The organism is Lysobacter sp. yr284 (assembly GCF_900107375.1).
In the GTDB taxonomy this organism is placed as follows: Bacteria; Pseudomonadota; Gammaproteobacteria; order Xanthomonadales; family Xanthomonadaceae; genus Lysobacter.
Genome location: NZ_FNPT01000002.1, coordinates 397,320 through 417,850, shown reverse-complemented (window position 1 = coordinate 417,850; position 20,531 = coordinate 397,320). Strand labels below are relative to the sequence as shown.

Genomic DNA, 20,531 nt, shown 5'->3' with positions numbered 1-20,531 from the left:
CGCGGCGGCCGGCGAGGCCTGCGGACACGGGCGTCCCGCCGCGCCCGACACCGCCGCACCTGCCGCACCGCAGCGAGCGCTGCGTTCTGTGATCCCCCGCGTGAATTCCGCCGCGGCCGCACATGACCCGGACGCCCGCACGCGCCTAGCATCGACGGGCCACATGGACTGGCGACAGGAAAAGGAGCGTTCGCGATGTCACGCCGCATGTTCCGTTTGACCGCAGTGGCCCTGGGCGTATTCGGTTTTTCCGCCGCGCTGACCGCGTCGGCCGGCCTGCCGAACTGCGATTACTGCCTGCAGGGCTACTACCAATGTCGGGACAACACTCCCGACGCGCAGCCCAGTTGCATGGACCAGTTGTTCCAGTGCCAGATCGACAATCGCTGCCAGCCGACCTTCCCGCCGGACTGAGTCCGCGCGACCGCAACGACGCAACGGCCTGCGGAGGCGAATCCGCGGGCAGTTGTGCGCGGGTCCCGCGCGCAAGCCGGTCTCGCCGCTTCGCGATCACCACGCCATTACCCATCAGGAGATGTCATGAACATCCGCCGCATCCGCCCGCGCCTGGCCGCGCTGGCCCTCGCCGCGTTCGGCTTCGCCGTCGCGCTCACCGCCACCGCAGGCGTTCCACGCTGCGATCAATGTCTGGATCAGTACTACGCCTGCCGCTACGCCGGCGGCGATTACAACGCTTGCCTCGAAGAATTCTGGGCTTGCGAACGCGCCAACGGCTGCCCGCTGAGCCTGCCGCCGGAAATCTGATCCGTGTGCGCCTCGCCACCGGTCCGCGACTGCGCGGGCCGGTGGCGAGGCGATTGCGCGCGCGGCGCGGCGGCATTCTCCGGCCGAAACCGCTGCCGGAACGACGCACCGATCGCGACGAGACATCCGCACGTTCGTGCGCCCGCGTTTCGACGACGGATTGTTCCGCCGACGCGCCGATCGCTGCCCGCTGCAGGAACCGCCGAAAACCCGAACCGCGCGAGCACGCGCAAACACGATGCGCGGTCTTCGCGGACCGCGACGCAGTTTGCGTTGCGCCGCATCGCGCCGTCCTAGCATGGGCGGGCCAGATGGACTGGCGACACATGAAGGAGGGTCTTGTGAACACACGGAACCGTAGCATCCGCCTGCGCCTGGGCGCGTTCGCGCTGGCCGCGTTCGGCTTCGCCGCCACGATGACGGCGACCGCCGCCGGCTTCGGCTGCGATCACTGCTTGCCCGAGTACTACGGCTGCCGCGACGCCGGCGGCGATTACGACAGTTGCGTCAACGCGTTCTGGCAGTGCCAGACGTCCAACGGCTGCATGATCACCCTGCCGCCGGAGTACTGATCCGGCGCGTGCGTGGGACGTCGACGTCCAGGCCCGCGGGCGCGAGTCCGCGGGCTTTTTCGTGGCCGCGTCGGCGGCCTCGCGCCGGCCCGATCCTGGCCCGCACGCAGCCCGGGCCGTATGCTGTGACCGATTTCACTCAAGCGAAGGAACGTGCGCATGCAAGCTCCCGTCCGGGAAACCAACGTCCTGGCCATTCTCAGCCTCATCGCCGGCATCCTCGGCTGGACCCTGCTGCCGATCCTCGGCAGCCTCGCCGCGATCGTCACCGGCCACATCGCGCGCGGGCAGATCCGCCGCGAGCCGCAGCGCTACGACGGCGACGGCCTCGCCATCGGCGGGCTGATCCTGGGCTGGTCGTCGGTGATCGTCGCGGTGCTGACGGTGGCGGTGATCGTGCTGTTCTTCGGCGGCATCGCCGCGCTGCTGGCGTTCTCCGGCCAGCACTGAGCGCGCCGGCGTAGCGATGCGGCGTGCTGCGGCGCAGCTTGCCGGGTGCCGGCCGGCGCCACTAGCGTGGCCCGGCCAGAAGGACTGGCGCCACGCATAGGACGCACCCCCAATGGAACTGCGCTTGTTGAACGCCGGCCGCCGCCGCGCCCGTCTGGCGGCGCTCGCCGCCACCGCGTTCGGTTTCGCCGCCCCGCTCGGGGCGACCGCAGCGGTCGACCGCATCGAGCCCTGAGCCGCGCCGCGGCCGGCCCGCGCCCGTGCGATCCGCCGTGCCGCGGCGGGCGCCACGCGCGTCGGTTCGCGCCACGCCGTCCGCGCGCACCGCCGCAACGCCCGCGCCACCCTCCCGGCCGTCGCGCGTGCGCGCTTCGCCAACCCGCCCCATCCACCCGGAGAAACCCAATGAGCTTGCGCAAGCCCACCGCCCTGGCCGCCCTGGCCCTGGCCGTTTTCGGATTCGCCGCTTCGCTGACCGCCTCGGCCCAGATCGACCAATGCGAGCGTTGCCGCTTCGTCTGGGAGGACTGCCTGCTGCACGCCGAGAACCAGGCGCAGACCCAGGCCTGCGACCGCGCCTACGGCCAGTGCATGAGCCCGATCGACTGCCCGGCCCCGGAAGCCTGAGCCTCGCCGCGCCGGCCGCGGCCGGCGCGGTTCCCGCACGCCGCGGACGCCGCTCCGCAGGTGCGGCCGCAACGCCGCGGCCGTCGCGCCGGCGGCAGCGGCCGATCCGCCGCCGCGATCTGCGTAAGAACCGTTCGCTCACGCTCGCCCGGGCGGTATCGATTGGGCGATAATCGGCGTCCCCCGTCCGAGCGGCCTGCAACGAACTCGTGTATAGCCTCGCCCGCCCCTTTTTGTTCGGACTGGACGCCGAACGAGCCCACGGCCTCGGCCTCACCGCGCTGGAAACGGCTTATCGCAGCGGCCTCAATCCGCTGGTGGCGCGCGCGCCCAAGCCGCTGCCGACCAAGGTGCTGGGCCTGAGCTTTCCCAATCCGGTCGGCCTGGCCGCCGGCCTGGACAAGAACGGCGCCCACATCGACGCCTTGATGGCGCTGGGTTTCGGCTTCGTCGAGATCGGCACCGTGACCCCGCGCGCGCAGGACGGCAACCCGCGTCCGCGCATGTTCCGCCTGCCCGAGCAGCAAGCGGTGATCAACCGCCTGGGCTTCAACAACGAAGGCGTCGACGCGCTGGTGCGCAACGTGTCCAAGGCCCGTCGCCGCGGCGGCGGCCTGCTCGGCATCAACATCGGCAAGAACAAGGACACCCCCAACGACCAGGCCGAGCGCGATTACCTGCACTGCCTGGAGCGGGTCTATCCGCTGGCCGACTACATCACCGTCAACATCTCCTCGCCCAACACCGCCGGGCTGCGCGAGCTGCAGGAAGAGCAGTCGCTGCGCCGGTTGATCGGCAACCTGCGCGAGGCGCAGGAGACCTTCGCCGCGCGCGAAGGCCGGCGCGTGCCGATGCTGGTCAAGATCGCCCCGGACCTGTCCGACGACGACATCGAGGCCGCCAGCCGGGTGCTGGCCGAGCTGCAGGTCGACGGCGTGATCGCCACCAACACCACGGTGGCGCGCGAAGGCGTGGAGGGCAGCGCGCACGCGGGCGAGGCCGGCGGGCTGTCGGGCCGGCCGCTGATGGCCCAGGCCACCGCGGTGCTGCGGCGGATGCGCACGCGCCTGCCCGAGCACATTCCCATGGTCGGCGTCGGCGGCATCCTCAGCGGCGCCGACGCGGTCACCAAGATGGCCGCCGGCGCGAGCCTGGTGCAGGTCTATTCGGGCCTGGTCTACCGCGGCCCGGCGCTGATCGGCGAATGCGTCGACGCGATCCGCCGGCGCAAGGAAGCCCCCAGCCGCGGCCACGTGCCGCCCACCCTGTAGCCCGCCGCGCCGCCCGAGCCGCCGTCATTCCGCTTTCCCCCGCCAACGAGAAGTCCGCGCGCGCATGAGCCCGAACGTCCGCATCGTGCGCGATGCGCCGCTGCAAGCCCGCAATACCTTCGGCGTCGCCGCGCGCGCGCCCTGGCTGGTGTCGGTCGACGACGCCCGCGCCCTGCCCGAGGCGCTGGCCGCGCCGCCGCTGCGCGACGGCCTCGCCCTGGCCATCGGCGGCGGCAGCAACCTGCTGTTCGCCGGCGATCCGCACGGCGCGGTGCTCGAACTCAGCGGCCGCCGGGTGCAGGCGCTGGACGACGACGGCGAGCGCGCGATCCTGCGCGCCGACGCCGGCGTGCCCTGGCACGGCCTGGTCATGCAGTCGCTGGAGCAGGGCTACGCCGGGCTGGAGAACCTGGCGCTGATCCCGGGCACCGTCGGCGCCTGCCCGATCCAGAACATCGGCGCCTACGGCGTGGAAGTGCGCGAGTTCATCCATGCGGTCGAAGCCTACGAGCCGGCCACCGGCCAGTGGCACCGCTTCGACAACGCCGCCTGCGCCTTCGGCTACCGCGACAGCCGGTTCAAGCGCGAGGCCGACCGCTACCTGATCGCCGCGGTCGAATTCGCCCTGCCGCGCCACGCCGCGCCCAGGCTCGACTACGCCGGCATCGGCGAGGAACTGGCCGCGCGCGGCGTCGCCGCGCCGACCCCGCGCGACGTCGCCGAGGCGGTCATCGCGATCCGCCGGCGCAAGCTGCCCGACCCGGCCGTGCTCGGCAACGCCGGCAGCTTCTTCAAGAACCCGATCGTGCCGGCGGCGCAGGCGCAGGCGCTGCTGGCGCAATACCCGTCGATGCCGGCGTTCCGCGGCGACAGCGAAGCCACGCGCAAGCTCTCGGCCGCCTGGCTGATCGACGGCTGCGGCTGGAAGGGCCACCGCGACGGCGACGCCGGCGTCTCCGCCGCGCACGCGCTGGTGCTGGTCAACCACGGCGGCGCCAGCGGCGCGCAATTGCTCGACCTCGCCCGCCGCATCGCCGACTCGGTGCGCGAACGCTTCGGGGTGGCGATCGAGCCCGAACCGCGCATCGTCGGCGCGCGCTGGTGAGCGCGGGCGCGCCCGCCGCCGCGCCCGCGCCGACGCAACCGATGCGCGCCGCCGGCCTGATGCTGGCGAGCACGCTGAGCTTCGGCGTCATGGCCATCGCCATCCGCCTGGCCTCGCAATCGCTGCATACCTTCGAAGTCGCGTTCTTCCGCAACCTGTTCGGGCTGATGGCGGTGCTGCCGCTGCTGCTGAGCGCGCGCCGCGCCGAACTGCGCACCCGCCAGCTGCCCAAGTACTTCGTGCGCTGCGCGATCGGCATGGTGTCGATGCTGTGCGGGTTCTGGGCGATCGGCCACCTGCCGCTGGCGCAGGCGATCTCGCTGACCTACTCCACCCCGATCTTCGTCACCATCGCCGCGGCGCTGTTCCTGCACGAACAGGTGCGCGCGCGGCGCTGGGCCGCGGTCGCCGCCGGCTTCCTCGGCGTGCTGGTGATCGTGCGCCCCGGCTCGACCGAGTTCTCGGTCGACAGCCTCGCCGCGCTGGCCGCGGCGGTGCTCGGCGGGATGATCTCGATCCAGATCAAGCAGTTGTCGAGGATCGACTCGGCCAACACCATCGTCCTGTACACCTACGCGTTCTGGGTGCCGATGTCGCTGATTCCCGCGCTGTTCGTGTGGCAGTGGCCGCAGGGCGTCGCCTGGGCGTGGATCGCCGCCGCCGGCGTGTTCGGCACCGGCGGCCAGGTGCTGTGGACGCATGCGCTCAAGCTCGGCGAAGTCTCGGCGTTGACGCCGATCAGCTTCGTGCAGCTGCCGCTGGTGTCGATCGCCGGCTGGCTGTGGTTCAACGAGAGCCTGGACCGCTACACGGTGATCGGCGCGGCGATCATCCTCGGCTCGAACGCGTACATCGCCCATCGCGAGGCGCTGCTGGCGCGCAAGAAGGCGTCGGCCGCGGCCACGGCGGGGGCGGCGCCGGGCGAGTAGTTTTTTGCGGAATTGGCGGTCGTCGAGTCGTCGCGGTCGCGGCCTGCCCCGCTCCCGCAAGGGCTTGCGCGGGCGTGGCCGATCCGCGTCACGCAGCGCGCTTGATCGCGCGCACATCGACGCATTCATCGAACCCGGTCACATGTTGCAGCGCACGACCATCGCCCCGCCGAGCCCGGTTGCGTGACCGCCACCGGGGCAAAAACGGCCACCCGCGGCCCCATTCGCGGCCAATCTGGCCCGCGGTCGAAAAACGCCGCCGGCGCCGATTGACCCGTCATCTCCCCACCGTTATCCAGACGCAGCAGTACGGAGAGGAACCGGCCGCGCGCACGCCCTAGCACGCGCCGGATGCGCGTTTCGCTCTGCCTTCATGACGATCACAGGAGAGAGAGATCATGGCCGCATTGAGCCGTTACGTCGCCGTCGCCCTGATGGGCGGCGCCGTCGCGTTTTCCAGCCTGCCCTCGCAGGCCGAACAGGGCGATTACGGGTTCTTCCAGACCCTGAAGAATTTGGTGTCCCCGCCCAAGCCCGACAACAAGGTCCAACCCAAGCAGCGCACCGGCCAGTACCCGCTGCTGAGCGCCGACGCGGGCCGCGCCAGCGGCTTCGACCCTGCCGCCTACTACCAATGGCAGACCGTGCAGTTGCCGGCCGAGACCGGCGCGATCTGCGGCAACGGTTCGCCGTACAAGATCTTCGTCAACCGCGTCCCCAACACCACCAACACCATCATCTACATGGAAGGCGGCGGCGCGTGCTGGGACTACGCCAGCTGCACCGGCGCCACCGGCGTGCGCGGCGCGCGCAATCCCAACGGCGTGCCCGACGACTACATGAAGCTGCTCAACCCCGGCGCCAGCCTGGTCAGCCCGTTCGTCACCCGCGTCAGCCCGTTCGATGCGGTCAAGACCCAGAACTGGAACATGGTCTACGTGCCCTACTGCACCGGCGACATCTACAGCGGCGACAAGGTCGCGGTGTACGACGATCCGAGCGGGCAGAAGCCGCCGCTGGTGTGGCACCACAACGGCCTGCGCAACACCCGCGCGATCACCGCCTGGCTTAAGGACAACCTGCCGCGCCCGGGCCAGATGCTCAGCACCGGCTGCAGCGCCGGCGGCGCCGGCAGCCTGATTTCCTACGACTCGATCCGCACCGACCTGGCGCCGACCAACGGCTTCCTGATCGACGATTCCGGCCCGATCTTCCCGACCCCGAAGAACGGCAACCCGGCCGAGTACCCGTCGCAGCCGCTGATGACCAAGATCCGCGACGTGTGGGGCCTGGACGCGCCCAACGGCCCGCTGGCCTTCCTCGCCTCGGGCCTGCCGCAGATCGACCTCAACGAGTTGGGATCGATCTACCCGGCGCTGTCGAGCAAGCACGCCGGCGACCGCCTCGGCCACACCCACTTCTGGCAGGACCTGAACTACTCGTCGTACTCCTATGAGCGTTTCCACGACGACATCGCCCAGGCCCCGAACCAGGCGGCCAAGGAAGCGCTGATCCACGCCAAGTGGGGCACCGATACCCAGCGCCTGTCCGCGCGCCTCAACGGCCTGGACAACTTCGGCGGCTACTTCCCGCAGTACCGCGCGCTCAACGAAAGCCACTGCACCACCATCGTCGACTTCAAGAACGGCGACGTGCAGGCGCAGAACCTGGAGCTGAAGAACTTCATCGACTCGGTGCTCGACGGCAACGGCAAAGTGCTCGACGCCAGCGAGACCAGCGATGCGGCCGACAAGGCCAAGCCCTTCAACTTCCTGTACTGGCTGGTGGACCAGCTGATCTGACCGGCGCGGCGGCATGAAGCGAAACACTCTCATGCTGGGCCTGGCCCTGGCCGTCGCGGCGCTCGCCGCGGCGGTCAGCCTGGGCTCGTGGCCGTTTTCCGCCAGCCGCGCCGCTGTGGCGGCGCAGGCCGGGGGCGACGCCGGCGACGCGTCCGCCGCGGGCGGCGGCACCGGCGTGCACGCGATGCTGGCCAGCCCGCAAGGCCAGCGCTTCCAGCAACGCCGGCAATTCCAGGACGACGCCAAGCGCTTCTTCCGCGACGCCGCCGCGTTGGGGCCGGCCGAACGCGAGCGGCGCGCCCAGGCCCTGCAGGCGCAGGTCGACCGCTACGAGCAGGCCGGCGAACTGTCGGCCGGCGAAACCATGCTGCTGCGCGTGGGCCTGATCCGCGCCACCGTGCCCGACGAGGCGCGCCAGGCGCTGCTGGTGCAGCAGTTGGCGCAGCGCTACCGCAGCCAGGCCGCGCAGCACGAACAGGCCTTCGTCGAGCAGCAGGCGCGCGATCCGAAGTTCCAAGCCTACAAGCGCAGCGAGGCGCAGATCGTCGCCGAAGTGATGGCGATGCGGCAGATCCCGGGCGGCGCGACCCGCGACGAATACCTGCGCCAGCGCCTGCAGGCCGAGCGCGAACGCATCTACCGCTGAACTTGGCGGCTGGCTTGCCGGCCCCGGTGCATCGGAGGCGAGGGAGGGCCTTCAGGTCCGACGCTGTGCGCCCAGATCATCGCGATCCGGGCGCACAGCGTCGGGCCTGAAGGCTCTCCCACTCAGAGCGACGCGGCGCGGCGCTCATTCGGCCTCGGCCAGCACCACCCGGTTGCGCCCGCCGCGCTTGGCCGCGTACAGCGCTTGGTCGGCGCGGGCGAAGGTCGCCGCGGGTTCCTCGCCGGTGCGGTACGCGGCCAGGCCGATGCTCACCGTCAACGGCAGGCCCAGCGGCAGGTTGGCGATGGCCTCGCGGACGAACTCGCAGTGCAGCTGCGCCTGCGCCTGCGGCGCCTCGAACAGCAACAAGAACTCCTCGCCGCCGTAGCGCGCCACGCTGCTCGGCCCGGCCGCGTACAGCCGCAGCGCGTCGGCGACCGCCAGCAGCACCCGGTCGCCCTCGGCATGGCCGTGGACGTCGTTGATGGTCTTGAAGTGATCGATGTCCAGCAGCGCCACCTGCAGCGGCGCGGCCGCGTGGCTGCGCGCCACCGCCTGCTCCAGCGCCAGCGCGAACGCGCGCCGGTTGGGCAAGCCGGTGAGCGGATCGGTGCGGGTCAGCGCGGCGAGATCGGCGTTGCTGGCCTCCAGCGCCGCGTTGCTCGCCTCCAGTTCGCACTGGTACTGCAGCAGGCGGCGCTCGTACCACTCGCTCTCCTGCAACTGCCGCACCAGCGCGCGGCTCACCCGGCGCAGTTCCATCGCCCGCGAGGCCTGCCGCGACAGCGCGGTCAAGGCCTGGTGCTGCTTGTCGGCGAGGCCGCGCGGCTTGGTGTCGATCACGCACAAGGTGCCCAGCGCATGGCCGTCCGGCGTCACCAGCGGCGCGCCGGCGTAGAAGCGGATGTTGGGATCGTCGAGCACCAGCGGATTGCCGGCGAAGCGCGCATCGTCGCGCGCGTCGGGCACCACCAGGGTCTGGTCCGGACGCAGGATGGCGTGCGCGCAGAACGCCAGCTCGCGCGGCGTCTGCGCCGCGGCCAGGCCGGTGCGGGCCTTGAACCACTGGCGCTGTTCGTCGATCAGGCTGACCAGCGCGATCGGCGTGTCGCACACCGCCGCGGCGATCGCCACCAGGTCGTCGAAGTCGCGCTCCGGCGGGGTGTCGAGGATGTCGTAGCTGCGCAGCGCCTGCAGGCGGCGGGCTTCGTTGGCGGGGGTTTCGGGTCTTTGCACGGCGGTGTCCGGACGATGACGGTCGCGACGCAGCGCGGTCGGCTTCCAAACGGGGCTCGCGCGGCCGCCCGCGCATCGACGCGGGCGACCGGCGCCGGCCAGTCTAGCAAGAGCCGGCGCGGCGCCCGCAGCGGCCGCGCCAGCCCGCTCGCGGAACCGCCGCGTGCGCCGCCGTCAAGCGCCGGCGCATACGGATCGGCGAAGCGGCGATGGCGGTCACAGCGCAGCCGCGACGCCGGCACGGCGCGGTTTCCTTCGCCTGCAATGTCGCGCGGCTAGACTCGCGCTGCGGTCGTCGCGCGGGGCGCGCACGGCGCGCTCGCGACGAGGAGGCAACGGGGTGCAGGTGGAGACCAACGATTACGTCGAACTCAAGCACGAGATCCTCGACGGCATGCGCAGCTACATGGAAGACCTGGCCCAGGACGGCGCCGACGCCGGCTACGGCGCGGCCGAGATCGACGAGTGCGAGCGCGTCATCGACGCCTTCCTCGCCGCGCTGCGCAACGCGGTCGTCGACGGCGAGCGCGTGCCCTCCCCCGCGCAACTGGACCGCACCGCGCGGGCCGCGGTCGAACAGGCCGTGCGCGCGCTCAACACGCTCAACGCGCGCTGCCGCTACAACCTGATCGAGACCGACCAGCGCGAAGGCCTGTGCGAACTGGTGCGCAGCGCCCTGGCCGGGATCGGCGCGCTGCGCGGCCAGGACGATCCGACCGAACCGTGGCGGGAGTGGTAGCGGCGCGTCGGCGCCGGCCCGCCTCGATGCGCGGATCCCACGTCGCCGCGGGCGAACGCGTCGCGGGCCAGCGCGGTGGCCCGCGCCCGGCGGCGTTCGGCAACCGCCGCACATGAAAACGCCGGGCCCACACGGGGCCCGGCGATCGTTCGCTACCGCCTCCAATGGCGAGATCGCGGCCGGCCCGCAACGGGCCGGCCGCGACGCGGCTCAGCGCGCGCTGGGCTCCGGCGCCACCGGCCGGGCGCCGGCGTTGTCGGCGCGCGCCGCCTTCGGCGCGGCCGCGGCCGCAGCCGTCGGCGCCGGCACCGATACCGCGATCGGCAGGTGCAGGGTCGGCGACTTGCGGCTCAGCAGCGGCTTGAGCTGCAGCTTGCCGAAGTGCCAGCTGCCGTCGGCGGCGTACTTGCGGCTGAGCACGAACACGCTGACCGGCGTGTTGCTGCCCGGCGCGGACACGAACACCGGCGGGAAGGCGATGCCGTCCACGCCCTCGACCTGCGCCAGCCACAGCTCCGGCAAGCCGCTCTGGGCATGGCGAAAGCTGCGCTGGAACGTGCACGAACGCTTGCAGTCCTGCTGCTGCATGCTGGCCAGGTTGAGCTGGGCCGGATCGCCGCCGGCGGCCGGATCGGCCGCGCGGTAACGCGCCGTGGTCTCGTTGAGCACCAGCCCGGACTTCACCGCCTGGTCGACCTGGATCCGGCCCGAGCCGGTGTCGAACGGATTGGCCGCGGTGACGCCGTCCTCGAGCAACATCCCTTCCTTGGCGGTCATCATCAGCGCCGACTTGATCTCCGCCGCGGTCCAGTGCGGACGCGCCTGGCGCAGCAGCGCCGCCGAACCGGCCTGGTGCGGCGAGGCCATCGAGGTGCCGCTGAGCAGGCCGACCAGGTTCTCGCTGCCGCTGATGGTGGTGCCGGACAGCACCGCCAGGATGCTGACGCCGGGCGCGGCCACGTCGGGCTTGATCAGGTTGAACCCGCCCGGGCCGCGCGAGCTGAAATCGGCGATCAGGTCGGGCGTGTTCGGTATCGGCGTCGGCGGATAGCCGATGCCGCCGGTCGAGCTGTTGCCGTTGCCGGCGGCGAAGTCGCGCAGCGCGTCGCTGTCGTCCTGCGCCGCCAGGAACACCGGCACCGTGGTGCCCGGCACGCTCGGGGTCGTCACGTTGGGCTGGTTGTTGGCGATCACCACCGCGATCGCGCCGGCCGCGGTGGCGTTGTTGGCCTTGACCGAGAAATTGCAGGTGCCGCGCCGCACCACCGCGATCGCGTTGGCGAACGCGCCGGGGGCGAAGCCCGCGCAGCCGTCGTCGGCGCTGTCGATGCCGGCGCTGATCCGCACCGGCGTGTTCGGCGGGACCGACGCGCTCAGCGAGACGCCGCCGCTGCCGTCGTACAGCTGCACCGCCTGCAGGTCCGGCGGCACCGCGCCGGGGCCGGTGATCTGCATCAGCGTGGCGAAGGTGCCGCGCCCGTGCGTGCTCGCCGCGGTGGTCGAGACCCACGGCTGCAGATGGCCGCTGCTGCTCGGGTCCGGGCCGCTGTTGCCGGCCGAGGCGGCGATGAAGATGCCGGCGTCGGAAGCGTTGAGGAAGGCCAGCGATACCGCCTCGCCCCAGGGATTGTCGCCGCCGCCGATGGAGTAGTTGATCACGTCCACGCCGTCGACGATGGCCTGGTCGATCGCCGCCAGCGCGGCGGAATCCGGGCACCAGCCCTGGCCGGCGGCGTCGGTGTAGCAGATGTCGTAGGCGACGATGTTGGCGTGCGGGGCGACGCCGGAGATGCGGATGTCGCGGCCCTTGTAGTTGGCGGTCCAGGCGTTGCCGGCCGAGGTCGAGGCGGTGTGGCTGCCGTGGCCGTTGGTGTCGCCGAAGCCGGGTTCCTCGCGGATGCCGGGCTGGCCGCACATGTTGGCCGGCTCGCCGCAGACGAAGTCCCAGCCGCCGATCAGCTTGTCGTTGCAGCGGCCTTCGTCGACGCCGCCGGCCGCGCAGGTGCCCAGGTAATGGCCGGCGCCGTTCGGATTGACGTGGCGGTAGCCGCTGTCGTCGACCGCGGCGAACGCCGGGCTGCCGAAGTTGATGCCGGTGTCGAGGATGCCGACCACCACGCCTTCGCCGCGCCACTTGGTCGGCTTGGCGTTCCACAGCGCCGGCGCGCCGATCAGCTGCGGGCCGACGTCGGTGTCGAGCGGATGGTCGCGGCTGGCCTGCACCAGCGCCACGCCGGGCAGCTTGGCCACGCGCGCGGCCTCGCTCGCGCTCATCTGCACGACCGCGCCGTTGACCGCATGGCGCAGGCGCCGTTCGACCTTGAGCGTGCGTCCGAGCGCGGCGGCGATGCTGCGTTCGTGGTTGCGCTGGGCGTTGTCGAGATAGCCCAGGTACTTGCCGGCCTGGGCGCCGCGCAGGTCGATGCGCGCGCTGCCGCCGCCGGCGATGCGCGCGGCGGCGCTGTTGGCGTTCTGCGCGCCGGCCACGCGCTGCGGCGCCGCCAGCCCGGCGACTTCGCCGTTGTAGGTGCTCAGCGGCGCTTCCTGGTACAGCACGACATAGCGCTGGCCGGCGGGATCGGCCGCGGCCGCGCGTTGCGGCGCGGGCGCGCCGCCGACCGAAGCGTCGGCGCGCGCGGCGGGCCGGTTCAGGCCGCCGACGGCGGCGGCCGCGGCGAGCGCGGTCAGCCCGCTCAGTCCGAGGGCGATGGCGATGGTCAGCCGGTTCTTTGCGTTGGGCATCGGGTGGTCCTCCACGTATCGTTCGCGAAGAAGCCGCAGCCCGCCTGTCCCCTGTCAACAGGCAGGTCGCGGTTCCGGGGGCGGGTCGGGAGGGATCGCCGTGATCGAGCGTCGTCCGTGAACCGGCGCGTCGTGCGGACGCACCGGCCGATCGCTCCTGCCACCGTGCCGCGCGCGGCGTCGCCGCGCGGAACCGAGCCTTCCTACCCACGCCCAACACTGCGCGAGCCGGCAGAATTTGGGCGTGACCCCGCGCACAAAACGCATTCGGTTACATGTTCGCCGCCGGCGTGTTGCGGCGCTGCAACTTCACTTGGCTAAACCAGTCGTCGCGTCGCGGATGCGGGCGCCCGCGCGCGGGCGAACCGCCGCGCTCAGCCTTCGCGCGCTTGCCACGGCCGCCGCAGGCCGCCGCGATAGACCAGCAGGTACACCGCCACGGTCCAGGCCGTGGCCACCGCCCAGCCGGCGAGGATGTCGGAGGGGAAATGCACGCCCAGGTACAGGCGCGAGAAGCCGACCAGGACGGTGAACGGCACCATCAAGCCGATCGCCGCCCAACGCCAGCGCGTGGGCCAGCACAACAGGATCAGCACCGCCGCCAGCGTCATCGAGCCCATCGCGTGGCCGCTGGGAAAACTGTAGTTGTGCTCCGGCGCGATCGACTCCCACAGCGACGGCCGCTCGCGCGCGAAGAACTGCTTGGCGGCGATGTTGAGCAGGCCCGAGCCGCCGAGCGCGATCGCCGCATAGCTGGCCTCGCGGAAACGCCGCAGCGCGGTCAGCGCGATCACCAGCACGATGTCGAACGGCACCACGCCCCACTGGTAGCCGAGCTTGGCGATCACGCTGAAGAACAGGTCCAGGCTCTGCCGCGACAGCCCGTGCGCGTACTCCAGCACCGGCACGTCGAAGACGATGGCTTCCTGGCGGTGGATCTCCTCGGCCAGTTCGGCGAAGGCCCACAGCGGCAGCAGCAGGCCGGCGAACACCAGCAGCAGGGTCCAGCCGTGGCGGCGCAGCAGCGCGGCGCCGAAGCGGGCCTCCTGCTCGAGCGCGCTGTCGCCGGGGCCGCGGCGGCGCGCGGCGCGCTGCTCGTCGGAGCGCGGCGGCGCGACGCGCGGGTCCTCGCTCACGCCGCTCCGCCGGCCGCCGGCGCGCCGTAGCGGCGCTCGACATAGCCGTCGATCAGGGCGACGAATTCGCGGGCGATGTTCTCCCCGCGCAGGGTCACGGTCTTCTCGCCGTCCTCGAACACCGGCGCCGACGGCGCCTCGCCGGTGCCCGGCAGCGAGATGCCGATGTTGGCGTGGCGCGATTCGCCGGGGCCGTTGACCACGCAGCCCATCACCGCCAGGGTCAGGTTCTCGGCGCCGGGATGGGTGATCTTCCACTCCGGCATCTTGGCGCGCACGTGTTCCTGCACGGTCTGCGCCAGTTCCTGGAAGAAGGTGCTGGTGGTGCGGCCGCAGCCCGGGCACGCGGTGACCATCGGGGTGAACGCGCGCAGGCCCATGGTCTGCAGCAGTTCCTGGGCGACGATGACTTCGTTGTTGCGCGACTGGCCCGGCTCCGGCGTCAGCGAGATGCGGATGGTGTCGCCGATGCCTTCCTGCAGCAGCACGCCGAGCGCGGCGCTGGAGGCGACGATGCCCTTGCTGCCGATGCCGGCCTCGGTCAGGCCCAGGTGCAGCGCGTAGTCGCCGCGCGTGGCCAGTTCGCGATACACCGCGATCAGTTCCTGCACGCCGCTGACCTTGGCGCTGAGCACGATGCGCTCGGCCGGCAGGCCCAGCTCGACCGCGCGCGCGGCCGAGTCCAGGGCCGAACGGATCAGCGCCTCGCGCAACACCCGGCCGGCGTCCCAGGGATCGGCGCGGGTGGCGTTCTCGTCCATCAGCCGCGCGGCCAGGGCCTGGTCGAGCGAGCCCCAGTTGGCGCCGATGCGCACCGGCTTGGCGTACTTGATCGCGAACTCGATCAAGGTCGCGAACTGGCTGTCCTTCTTCTTGCCGAAGCCGACGTTGCCGGGGTTGATGCGGTACTTGCCCAGGGCTTCGGCGCAGGCCGGCTCGGCGGCGAGCAGTTGATGGCCGTTGTAGTGGAAGTCGCCGATGATCGGCACGTCGATGCCCATCATCGCCAGCTTGTCGACGATCCGCGGCACCGCCGCGGCGGCCTCGACGGTGTTGACGGTGACGCGCACCAGTTCGGAACCGGCGCGCCACAGTTCGGCGACCTGCTTGGTGGTGGACGCGACGTCGGCGGTGTCGGTGTTGGTCATCGACTGCACCACCACCGGCGCGCCGCCGCCGACCTGGACGCCGCCGATCCTGACCTCGCGGGTCAGGCGGCGCGGCAGGGGACCGAAATCGGGGGTGGCGCAGGGCAGGACGGCATCGGAATTCATGGGGCGCATTGTAGCGCCGGGGCGGTGGGCGCAGGTGCGGCGGGGGTGAAGCGCGGCTGAGGCCGCAGCGCGGTCGGGCCACGCAGGCTCGGGCGGCGGGCAGTCGGGCCGGAAGCCCCGCCCGCAACAGCGCGCGCCCCTCCAGGACGTCATCCCCGCGAAGGCGGGGATCCAGGGCTTCACCCAGGCATGGCGCTGAAGTCTCTGGATCCCCGCCTTCGCGGGGATGACGGTCAGGCAGGAACGCAGGCGTTCTTATGGGCGGGCCTTCAGGCCCGACGCCTTCCGATCCGACTCGGCAAAGCCCGCCCCGGAAGCCTGCGACTGGACCGGTTAACATCGGTGCAACTGTTTCGCTCCGGGCGGCTGGCGCCGCTATCGTTCGCTCATGCCCCCCAGTTCCCCCGACGAAGTCCTCACCCCCAGCCAGCTCAACACCCTGGCCCGCAACCTGCTCGAGGACACCTTCCCGCTGATCTGGGTCGAGGGCGAGCTGGGCAACCTGTCGCGGCCGTCCTCGGGGCATCTGTACATGACCCTCAAGGACGCGCGCGCCCAGGTCCGCTGCGCGATGTTCAAGCCCAAGAGCAGCTGGCTGAAGTTCGTCCCGCGCGAGGGTCTGCGCGTGCTCGCGCGCGGCCGGCTGACCCTGTACGAAGCGCGCGGCGACTACCAGCTGGTGCTCGACCACATGGAAGAGGCCGGCGAAGGCGCGCTGCGCCGCGCGTTCGAGGAACTCAAGGCGCGGCTCGCCGCCGAAGGCCTGTTCGACCGCGAGCGCAAGCGCGAACTGCCGCGCTTCCCCGCGCGCATCGCGGTGATCACCTCGCCGAGCGGCGCGGCGGTGCGCGACGTGCTCAGCGTGCTCGGCCGGCGCTTCCCGCTGGCCCAGGCCGAGGTGTTGCCGGTGCCGGTGCAGGGCGACGGCGCAGCCGAGAAGATCGTGGCGATGCTGCAGCGCGCGCAGGCCGCGCAGCGCTACGATGTGATCGTGCTGGCGCGCGGCGGCGGTTCGCTGGAAGACCTGTGGGCGTTCAACGACGAACGCCTGGCGCGCGCGATCGCCGCGTCCGCGGTGCCGGTGGTTTCCGCCATCGGCCACGAAACCGACTTCACCCTGGCCGACTTCGCCGCCGACGTGCGCGCGCCCACGCCCTCGGTCGCGGCCGAACTGCTGGTGCCGCAGCGCGAGGACCTGCTGCACCGCCTGCGCGTGCTGGACGCGCGCCTGGGCAACCTGCACGGCCAGCGCCTGCGCCAGGCCATGCAGCGCACCGACCGCGCCGGCTTGCGCTTGAACGCGCTGCGTCCGCAAGCCCGGCTGGCCGCGCTGCGCGGCCGCCAGCAGGACGCGCTGCGCCGGCTCGAGCAGGCCTGGCGCCTGCGCCTGGAACGCGAGACCGCGCGCCTGCGCCATCACGACGCGGTGCTGCGCGCGCACCATCCGCAACGGCGCATCGCCCGCCTGCGCGAGCGCCTGGCCGCGCTGGCGCCGCGCCCGCGCGCGGCCGTGGCCCGGCGCCTGCACGGCGATGCGCTGCGCCTGCGCGGGCTGGCGCGTTCGCTGGAAGCGTGCAGCCCGCTGGCGACGGTGGCGCGCGGCTACGCCATCGTCCAGCACGACGACGGCCGGGTGGTGCGCAGCGTGCTCGACGCCGCGCCGGGCGACCGGCTGACCGCGCGGGTGCAGGACGGGCAGATCCGGGTCCGGGTCGAGCCGCGCGAGGATTGATCCCGCCGTGAGCGGCTGTTGTGGGAGGGCCTTCAGGCCCGACGCTTTTGTTTCAGTCCGCGGCGATTTGCAACAAAAGCGTCGGGCCTGAAGGCCCTCCCACAAGAGCGCGCCAGCGCTTTTCCGGATCGGGCCACAGCGCCCGCCGGCCCGCACCGTTCCACCACCGTCGCCCCTCGCTCACGCCGTTTGCGCGATCCTTGCGGTCCTGCGTTTCCGTCCCCGGAGTTCCGCATGACCAAGGCGTCCGACCTCTTCGTCGCCGCGCTAGAAGCCGAAGGCGTGCAGTACGTGTTCGGCATTCCCGGCGAAGAGAACCTCGACCTGCTCGAATCGCTGCGCACCTCGACGATCGAGCTCGTCCTGACCCGCCACGAACAAGCCGCCGGCTTCATGGCGGCCACGTACGGCCGCCTGACCGGCAAGGCCGGCGTCTGTCTTTCCACGCTCGGCCCCGGCGCGACCAACCTGATTACCGCCGCGGCCTATGCCCAGCTCGGCGCCATGCCGATGCTGATGATCACCGGGCAGAAGCCGATCAAGACCAGCAAGCAGGGTCATTTCCAGATCGTCGACGTGGTCGACACGATGCGCCCGCTGACCAAGTACACCCGCCAGATCGTCGCCGCCGACAGCATCCCGGCGCGCGTGCGCGAAGCCTTCCGCCGCGCCGAGGAAGAACGGCCCGGCGCGACCCACCTGGAGCTGCCGCAGGACATCGCCGGCGACCCGACCCAGGCGCGGCTGATCCCGGCCTCGTTCTCGCGCCGCCCGGTCGCCGAGGACAAGGCCATCGAGCGCGCCGCGCAGGCCATCGCCCAGGCCCGCCACCCGCTGCTGATGGTCGGCGCCGGCGCCAACCGCAAGACCACGTCCAAGACCCTGGAACAGTTCGTCGCCAAGCTCGGCATCCCCTACTTCACCACCCAGATGGGCAAGGGCGTGCTCGACGAGGAAGGGCCGCTGTGGCTGGGCAACGCGGCGCTGTCGGACCACGACTTCGTCCACCGCGCCATCGACGCGGCCGACTGCATCGTCAACATCGGCCACGACGTGATCGAGAAGCCGCCGTTCTTCATGCGCGAAGGCCGGCGCACGGTGATCCACGTCAACTACGCCGCGGCCGAGGTCGATGCGGTGTATTTCCCGCAGATCGAGGTCATCGGCGACATCGCCCATTCGGTGTGGCGCCTGAGCGAGGCGCTGCAGCCGCAGGCGCACTGGGACTTCGGTTACTTCGACCGGGTCCGCGCGGCGCTGCTGGAGCAACTGCGCGAGCGCACCGCCGACGACCGCTTCCCGATGGCGCCGCAGCGGCTGGTCGCCGACGTGCGCCGCGAGCTGACGCCTCGCGACGTGGTCTGCCTCGACAACGGCCTGTACAAGCTGTGGTTCGCGCGCAGCTACCGCTGCCGCGAGCCCAACACCCTGCTGCTCGACAACGCCCTGGCGACGATGGGCGCGGGCCTGCCCTCGGCCATCGGCGCGCGCATCGTCTGCCCGGACCGCAAGGTCGTCGCGGTATGCGGCGACGGCGGCTTCATGATGAATTCGCAGGAGCTCGAAACCGCGGTGCGGCTGGGCCTGGACCTGGTGGTGCTGGTGCTGCGCGACGACGCCTACGGCATGATCAAGTGGAAGCAGGCGCACGAGCGCTACCCGAGTTTCGGCATGGACCTGGGCAATCCCGATTTCGTCGAGTACGCGCGCAGCTACGGCGCGCGCGGCCATCGCCCGGCCAGCGCCGACGAGTTCGCGCCGCTGCTGCGGCGCGCGCTGGACGCGCCCGGCGTCGACCTGATCGAGGTGCCCATCGATTACAGCGACGACGACGTCATCCTCAACCAAGACATTCCCCAGCGCGCCGCCGCCGTGGTCTGAGCGCGGCGCACTCACCGGAGCATTCTCATGGCCAAGTCCGAAAAGAAAAGCAAAGCCGCCAGGCCCGCCAAGGGCCTCAAGAACAGCTACCCCTACTACCTCGCCGGCCGCGCGGTCGCCGCCAACACCGAACTGGAAGTGCTGGACAAGTACAGCGGCAAGCGCGCCACCCGCGTGGCGATGGCCGACGCGGCCGCGGTGCGCAAGGCCATCGTCGCCGCGCACAAGGCGCGCGAGGCGATGGCGCAGTTCGCCCCGGACCGTCGCCGCGACGTGCTCGAACACTGCGTGCGCCGCTTCGGCGAGCGCTTCGAGGAACTGGCGCTGGCGCTGTGCATCGAGGCCGGCAAGCCGATCCGCGACGCGCGCGGCGAAGTCACCCGCCTGATCGACACCTTCCGCATCGCCGCGACCGAGGCCACGCGCGATCCGGGCACTTTGCTGGAGTTGCAGATTTCCCAGCGCACCCGCGGCTACCGCGGCATGGTCAAGCGCGTGCCGATCGGGCCGTGCAGCTTCATCACCCCGTTCAATTTCCCGCTGAACCTGGTCGCGCACAAGGTCGCCCCGGCGATCGCCGCGGGCTGCCCGTTCGTGCTCAAGCCGGCGATCAAGACCCCGGTCGGCGCGCTGATCATCGCCGAGATCCTGGCCGAGACCGACCTGCCCGAAGGCGCGTTCTCGGTGCTGTGCTGTTCCAACGAAGACGCCTCGCTGCTGGTCGAGGACGAGCGGATCAAGCTGCTGAGCTTCACCGGCGGGCTGATCGGCTGGGACCTCAAGGCCCGCGCCGGCAAGAAGAAAGTGACCCTGGAACTGGGCGGCAACGCCGCCTGCATCGTCGACGCCGAGCCCGGCGCGAGCCTGGACCACGTGGTCGAACGGTTGGTGTTCGGCGCCTATTACCAGAGCGGCCAGAGCTGCATCAGCGTGCAGCGCATCTACGCCCACGCCGACATCTACGACAAGCTGCGCAAGAAGCTCAAGGCCGCGGTCGGCGCGCTGCGCATGGGCGATCCGCGCGACGAGGCCACCTTCATCGGCCCGGTCGTGGACGAACCCGCCGCGCAGCGCATCCAGGCCTGGATCGACGCCGCGCTCAAGGGCGGCGCCAAGCGCATCGCCGGCGGCGCGCGCCAGGGCACGATGATCCCGGCGACCTTGCTGGAGAACGTTCCGCGCGACGCCGAGCTGTACCGCAAGGAGGCGTTCGGGCCGGTCGCTTTCATCGAGCCCTTCGACGATTTCGACGCGGTGCTCGACCGAGTCAACGACAGCGACTTCGGCCTGCAGGCCGGCGTGTTCACCGGCCGCCTCGACCATGCCATGCGCGCCTGGGACCGGCTCGACGTCGGCGGCGTGATCGTCGGCGACGTGCCGAGCTTCCGCGTCGACAACATGCCCTACGGCGGGGTCAAGGATTCCGGCCAGGGCCGCGAGGGCGTGCGTTACGCGATCGAGGACATGAGCGAGCAGCGGTTGCTGGTGATACGCGATCCGGTTTGAGGCCGCGGCCTGCGTCCAGGCCTGACGCGACGCGCTCGCGGCGCGGCTTGCGCCGCAAGCGCGGCGGCGACGAAGCGACTGTAGGAGCGGCGCAAGCCGCGACCGCGCCACCCCGGCC

General features: G+C 71.6%; 19 protein-coding genes. 15 read left to right on the top strand and 4 right to left on the bottom strand.

Annotated features, from left to right (window positions below; genetic code table 11):
• The first annotated feature begins 207 nt into the window (after positions 1-207).
• From BLV01_RS06965 to BLV01_RS06920, 11 genes are all read left to right on the top strand, one after another.
• Positions 208-414: a hypothetical protein gene (locus BLV01_RS06965; RefSeq protein WP_091795821.1), complete on the top strand. Its 207-nt coding sequence runs from the start codon at positions 208-210 to the stop codon at positions 412-414.
• 126 nt (positions 415-540) lie between these two features.
• Positions 541-765: a hypothetical protein gene (locus tag BLV01_RS06960; RefSeq protein ID WP_091795818.1), complete on the top strand. Its 225-nt coding sequence runs from the start codon at positions 541-543 to the stop codon at positions 763-765.
• A 341-nt stretch (positions 766-1,106) separates the two neighbouring features.
• Positions 1,107-1,337, top strand: coding sequence for a hypothetical protein (locus tag BLV01_RS06955; protein ID WP_123648810.1), 231 nt, complete (start codon positions 1,107-1,109; stop codon positions 1,335-1,337).
• A gap of 159 nt (positions 1,338-1,496) precedes the next feature.
• Complete coding sequence (locus tag BLV01_RS06950; RefSeq protein ID WP_091795812.1) at positions 1,497-1,787, top strand: DUF4190 domain-containing protein; 291 nt, start codon at positions 1,497-1,499, stop codon at positions 1,785-1,787.
• A gap of 112 nt (positions 1,788-1,899) precedes the next feature.
• The gene (locus tag BLV01_RS27045; RefSeq protein WP_256375582.1) at positions 1,900-2,022 is read left to right on the top strand and encodes a hypothetical protein; all 123 of its coding nucleotides are present in this window, start codon (positions 1,900-1,902) and stop codon (positions 2,020-2,022) included.
• Positions 2,023-2,192: 170 nt separating this feature from the next.
• A complete protein-coding gene (locus tag BLV01_RS06945) occupies positions 2,193-2,414 on the top strand; it encodes a hypothetical protein (RefSeq protein WP_091795809.1) in 222 nt (73 codons plus the stop codon).
• Between the two features lie 209 nt (positions 2,415-2,623).
• Positions 2,624-3,685: a quinone-dependent dihydroorotate dehydrogenase gene (locus tag BLV01_RS06940; RefSeq protein WP_091795806.1), complete on the top strand. Its 1,062-nt coding sequence runs from the start codon at positions 2,624-2,626 to the stop codon at positions 3,683-3,685.
• Between the two features lie 64 nt (positions 3,686-3,749).
• Entirely contained in the window at positions 3,750-4,790 is a 1,041-nt protein-coding gene (gene murB / locus BLV01_RS06935) for a UDP-N-acetylmuramate dehydrogenase (protein ID WP_091795803.1), read from the top strand.
• A 41-nt stretch (positions 4,791-4,831) separates the two neighbouring features.
• Entirely contained in the window at positions 4,832-5,719 is an 888-nt protein-coding gene (locus BLV01_RS06930) for a DMT family transporter (RefSeq protein WP_091795936.1), read from the top strand.
• Between the two features lie 398 nt (positions 5,720-6,117).
• Positions 6,118-7,521 (top strand): pectinacetylesterase family protein, encoded by a 1,404-nt coding sequence (locus BLV01_RS06925; protein WP_217633457.1) that lies wholly within the window; start codon positions 6,118-6,120, stop codon positions 7,519-7,521.
• Positions 7,522-7,534: 13 nt separating this feature from the next.
• Positions 7,535-8,167 carry a hypothetical protein gene (locus BLV01_RS06920; protein ID WP_139178536.1) on the top strand — a complete coding sequence of 211 codons (633 nt, stop codon included), beginning with the start codon at positions 7,535-7,537 and terminating at the stop codon, positions 8,165-8,167.
• Positions 8,168-8,311: 144 nt separating this feature from the next.
• Here the strand turns inward: BLV01_RS06920 and BLV01_RS06915 are convergent, their stop codons facing one another.
• Positions 8,312-9,403 (bottom strand): GGDEF domain-containing protein, encoded by a 1,092-nt coding sequence (locus tag BLV01_RS06915; RefSeq protein ID WP_091795796.1) that lies wholly within the window; start codon positions 9,401-9,403, stop codon positions 8,312-8,314.
• Positions 9,404-9,743: 340 nt separating this feature from the next.
• On the opposite strand from BLV01_RS06915, the gene BLV01_RS06910 reads away from it, so the two are divergent.
• The gene (locus BLV01_RS06910) at positions 9,744-10,142 is read left to right on the top strand and encodes a hypothetical protein (RefSeq protein ID WP_091795793.1); all 399 of its coding nucleotides are present in this window, start codon (positions 9,744-9,746) and stop codon (positions 10,140-10,142) included.
• Between the two features lie 210 nt (positions 10,143-10,352).
• Here BLV01_RS06910 and BLV01_RS06905 read toward each other — a convergent pair whose 3' ends face one another.
• From BLV01_RS06905 to ispG, 3 genes are all read right to left on the bottom strand, one after another.
• Positions 10,353-12,884: a S8 family serine peptidase gene (locus tag BLV01_RS06905; RefSeq protein ID WP_091795790.1), complete on the bottom strand. Its 2,532-nt coding sequence runs from the start codon at positions 12,882-12,884 to the stop codon at positions 10,353-10,355.
• Positions 12,885-13,258: 374 nt separating this feature from the next.
• Entirely contained in the window at positions 13,259-14,020 is a 762-nt protein-coding gene (locus BLV01_RS06900; RefSeq protein WP_091795787.1) for a phosphatase PAP2 family protein, read from the bottom strand.
• On the bottom strand, positions 14,017-15,294 hold the full coding sequence (gene ispG / locus BLV01_RS06895; RefSeq protein ID WP_091795784.1) for a flavodoxin-dependent (E)-4-hydroxy-3-methylbut-2-enyl-diphosphate synthase: 1,278 nt from the start codon (positions 15,292-15,294) through the stop codon (positions 14,017-14,019). Before ispG ends, BLV01_RS06900 begins: the two co-directional genes overlap by 4 nt.
• Before the next feature lie 388 nt (positions 15,295-15,682).
• Between ispG and xseA the strand changes: the two genes are divergently transcribed.
• The 3 genes from xseA (at position 15,683) to BLV01_RS06880 (ending at position 20,413) form a co-directional block, all read left to right on the top strand.
• Positions 15,683-17,026, top strand: coding sequence for an exodeoxyribonuclease VII large subunit (xseA, locus tag BLV01_RS06890; RefSeq protein WP_091795781.1), 1,344 nt, complete (start codon positions 15,683-15,685; stop codon positions 17,024-17,026).
• 234 nt (positions 17,027-17,260) lie between these two features.
• Positions 17,261-18,907, top strand: a complete 1,647-nt coding sequence (locus tag BLV01_RS06885; RefSeq protein WP_091795779.1) for an acetolactate synthase large subunit — start codon at positions 17,261-17,263, stop codon at positions 18,905-18,907.
• A gap of 27 nt (positions 18,908-18,934) precedes the next feature.
• On the top strand, positions 18,935-20,413 hold the full coding sequence (locus tag BLV01_RS06880; RefSeq protein WP_091795776.1) for an aldehyde dehydrogenase family protein: 1,479 nt from the start codon (positions 18,935-18,937) through the stop codon (positions 20,411-20,413).
• Positions 20,414-20,531 lie beyond the last annotated feature (118 nt).

Coding starts and splice junctions, on each gene's coding strand:
- BLV01_RS06965 (WP_091795821.1), top strand. CDS start 208: ATGTTCCGTTTGACCGCAGTGGCCCTGGGCGTATTCGGTTTTTCCGCC.
- BLV01_RS06960 (WP_091795818.1), top strand. CDS start 541: ATGAACATCCGCCGCATCCGCCCGCGCCTGGCCGCGCTGGCCCTCGCC.
- BLV01_RS06950 (WP_091795812.1), top strand. CDS start 1,497: ATGCAAGCTCCCGTCCGGGAAACCAACGTCCTGGCCATTCTCAGCCTC.
- BLV01_RS27045 (WP_256375582.1), top strand. CDS start 1,900: ATGGAACTGCGCTTGTTGAACGCCGGCCGCCGCCGCGCCCGTCTGGCG.
- BLV01_RS06945 (WP_091795809.1), top strand. CDS start 2,193: ATGAGCTTGCGCAAGCCCACCGCCCTGGCCGCCCTGGCCCTGGCCGTT.
- murB (WP_091795803.1), top strand. CDS start 3,750: ATGAGCCCGAACGTCCGCATCGTGCGCGATGCGCCGCTGCAAGCCCGC.
- BLV01_RS06930 (WP_091795936.1), top strand. CDS start 4,832: ATGCGCGCCGCCGGCCTGATGCTGGCGAGCACGCTGAGCTTCGGCGTC.
- BLV01_RS06925 (WP_217633457.1), top strand. CDS start 6,118: ATGGCCGCATTGAGCCGTTACGTCGCCGTCGCCCTGATGGGCGGCGCC.
- BLV01_RS06920 (WP_139178536.1), top strand. CDS start 7,535: ATGAAGCGAAACACTCTCATGCTGGGCCTGGCCCTGGCCGTCGCGGCG.
- BLV01_RS06905 (WP_091795790.1), bottom strand. CDS start 12,884: ATGCCCAACGCAAAGAACCGGCTGACCATCGCCATCGCCCTCGGACTG.
- ispG (WP_091795784.1), bottom strand. CDS start 15,294: ATGAATTCCGATGCCGTCCTGCCCTGCGCCACCCCCGATTTCGGTCCC.
- xseA (WP_091795781.1), top strand. CDS start 15,683: ATGCCCCCCAGTTCCCCCGACGAAGTCCTCACCCCCAGCCAGCTCAAC.
- BLV01_RS06885 (WP_091795779.1), top strand. CDS start 17,261: ATGACCAAGGCGTCCGACCTCTTCGTCGCCGCGCTAGAAGCCGAAGGC.
- BLV01_RS06880 (WP_091795776.1), top strand. CDS start 18,935: ATGGCCAAGTCCGAAAAGAAAAGCAAAGCCGCCAGGCCCGCCAAGGGC.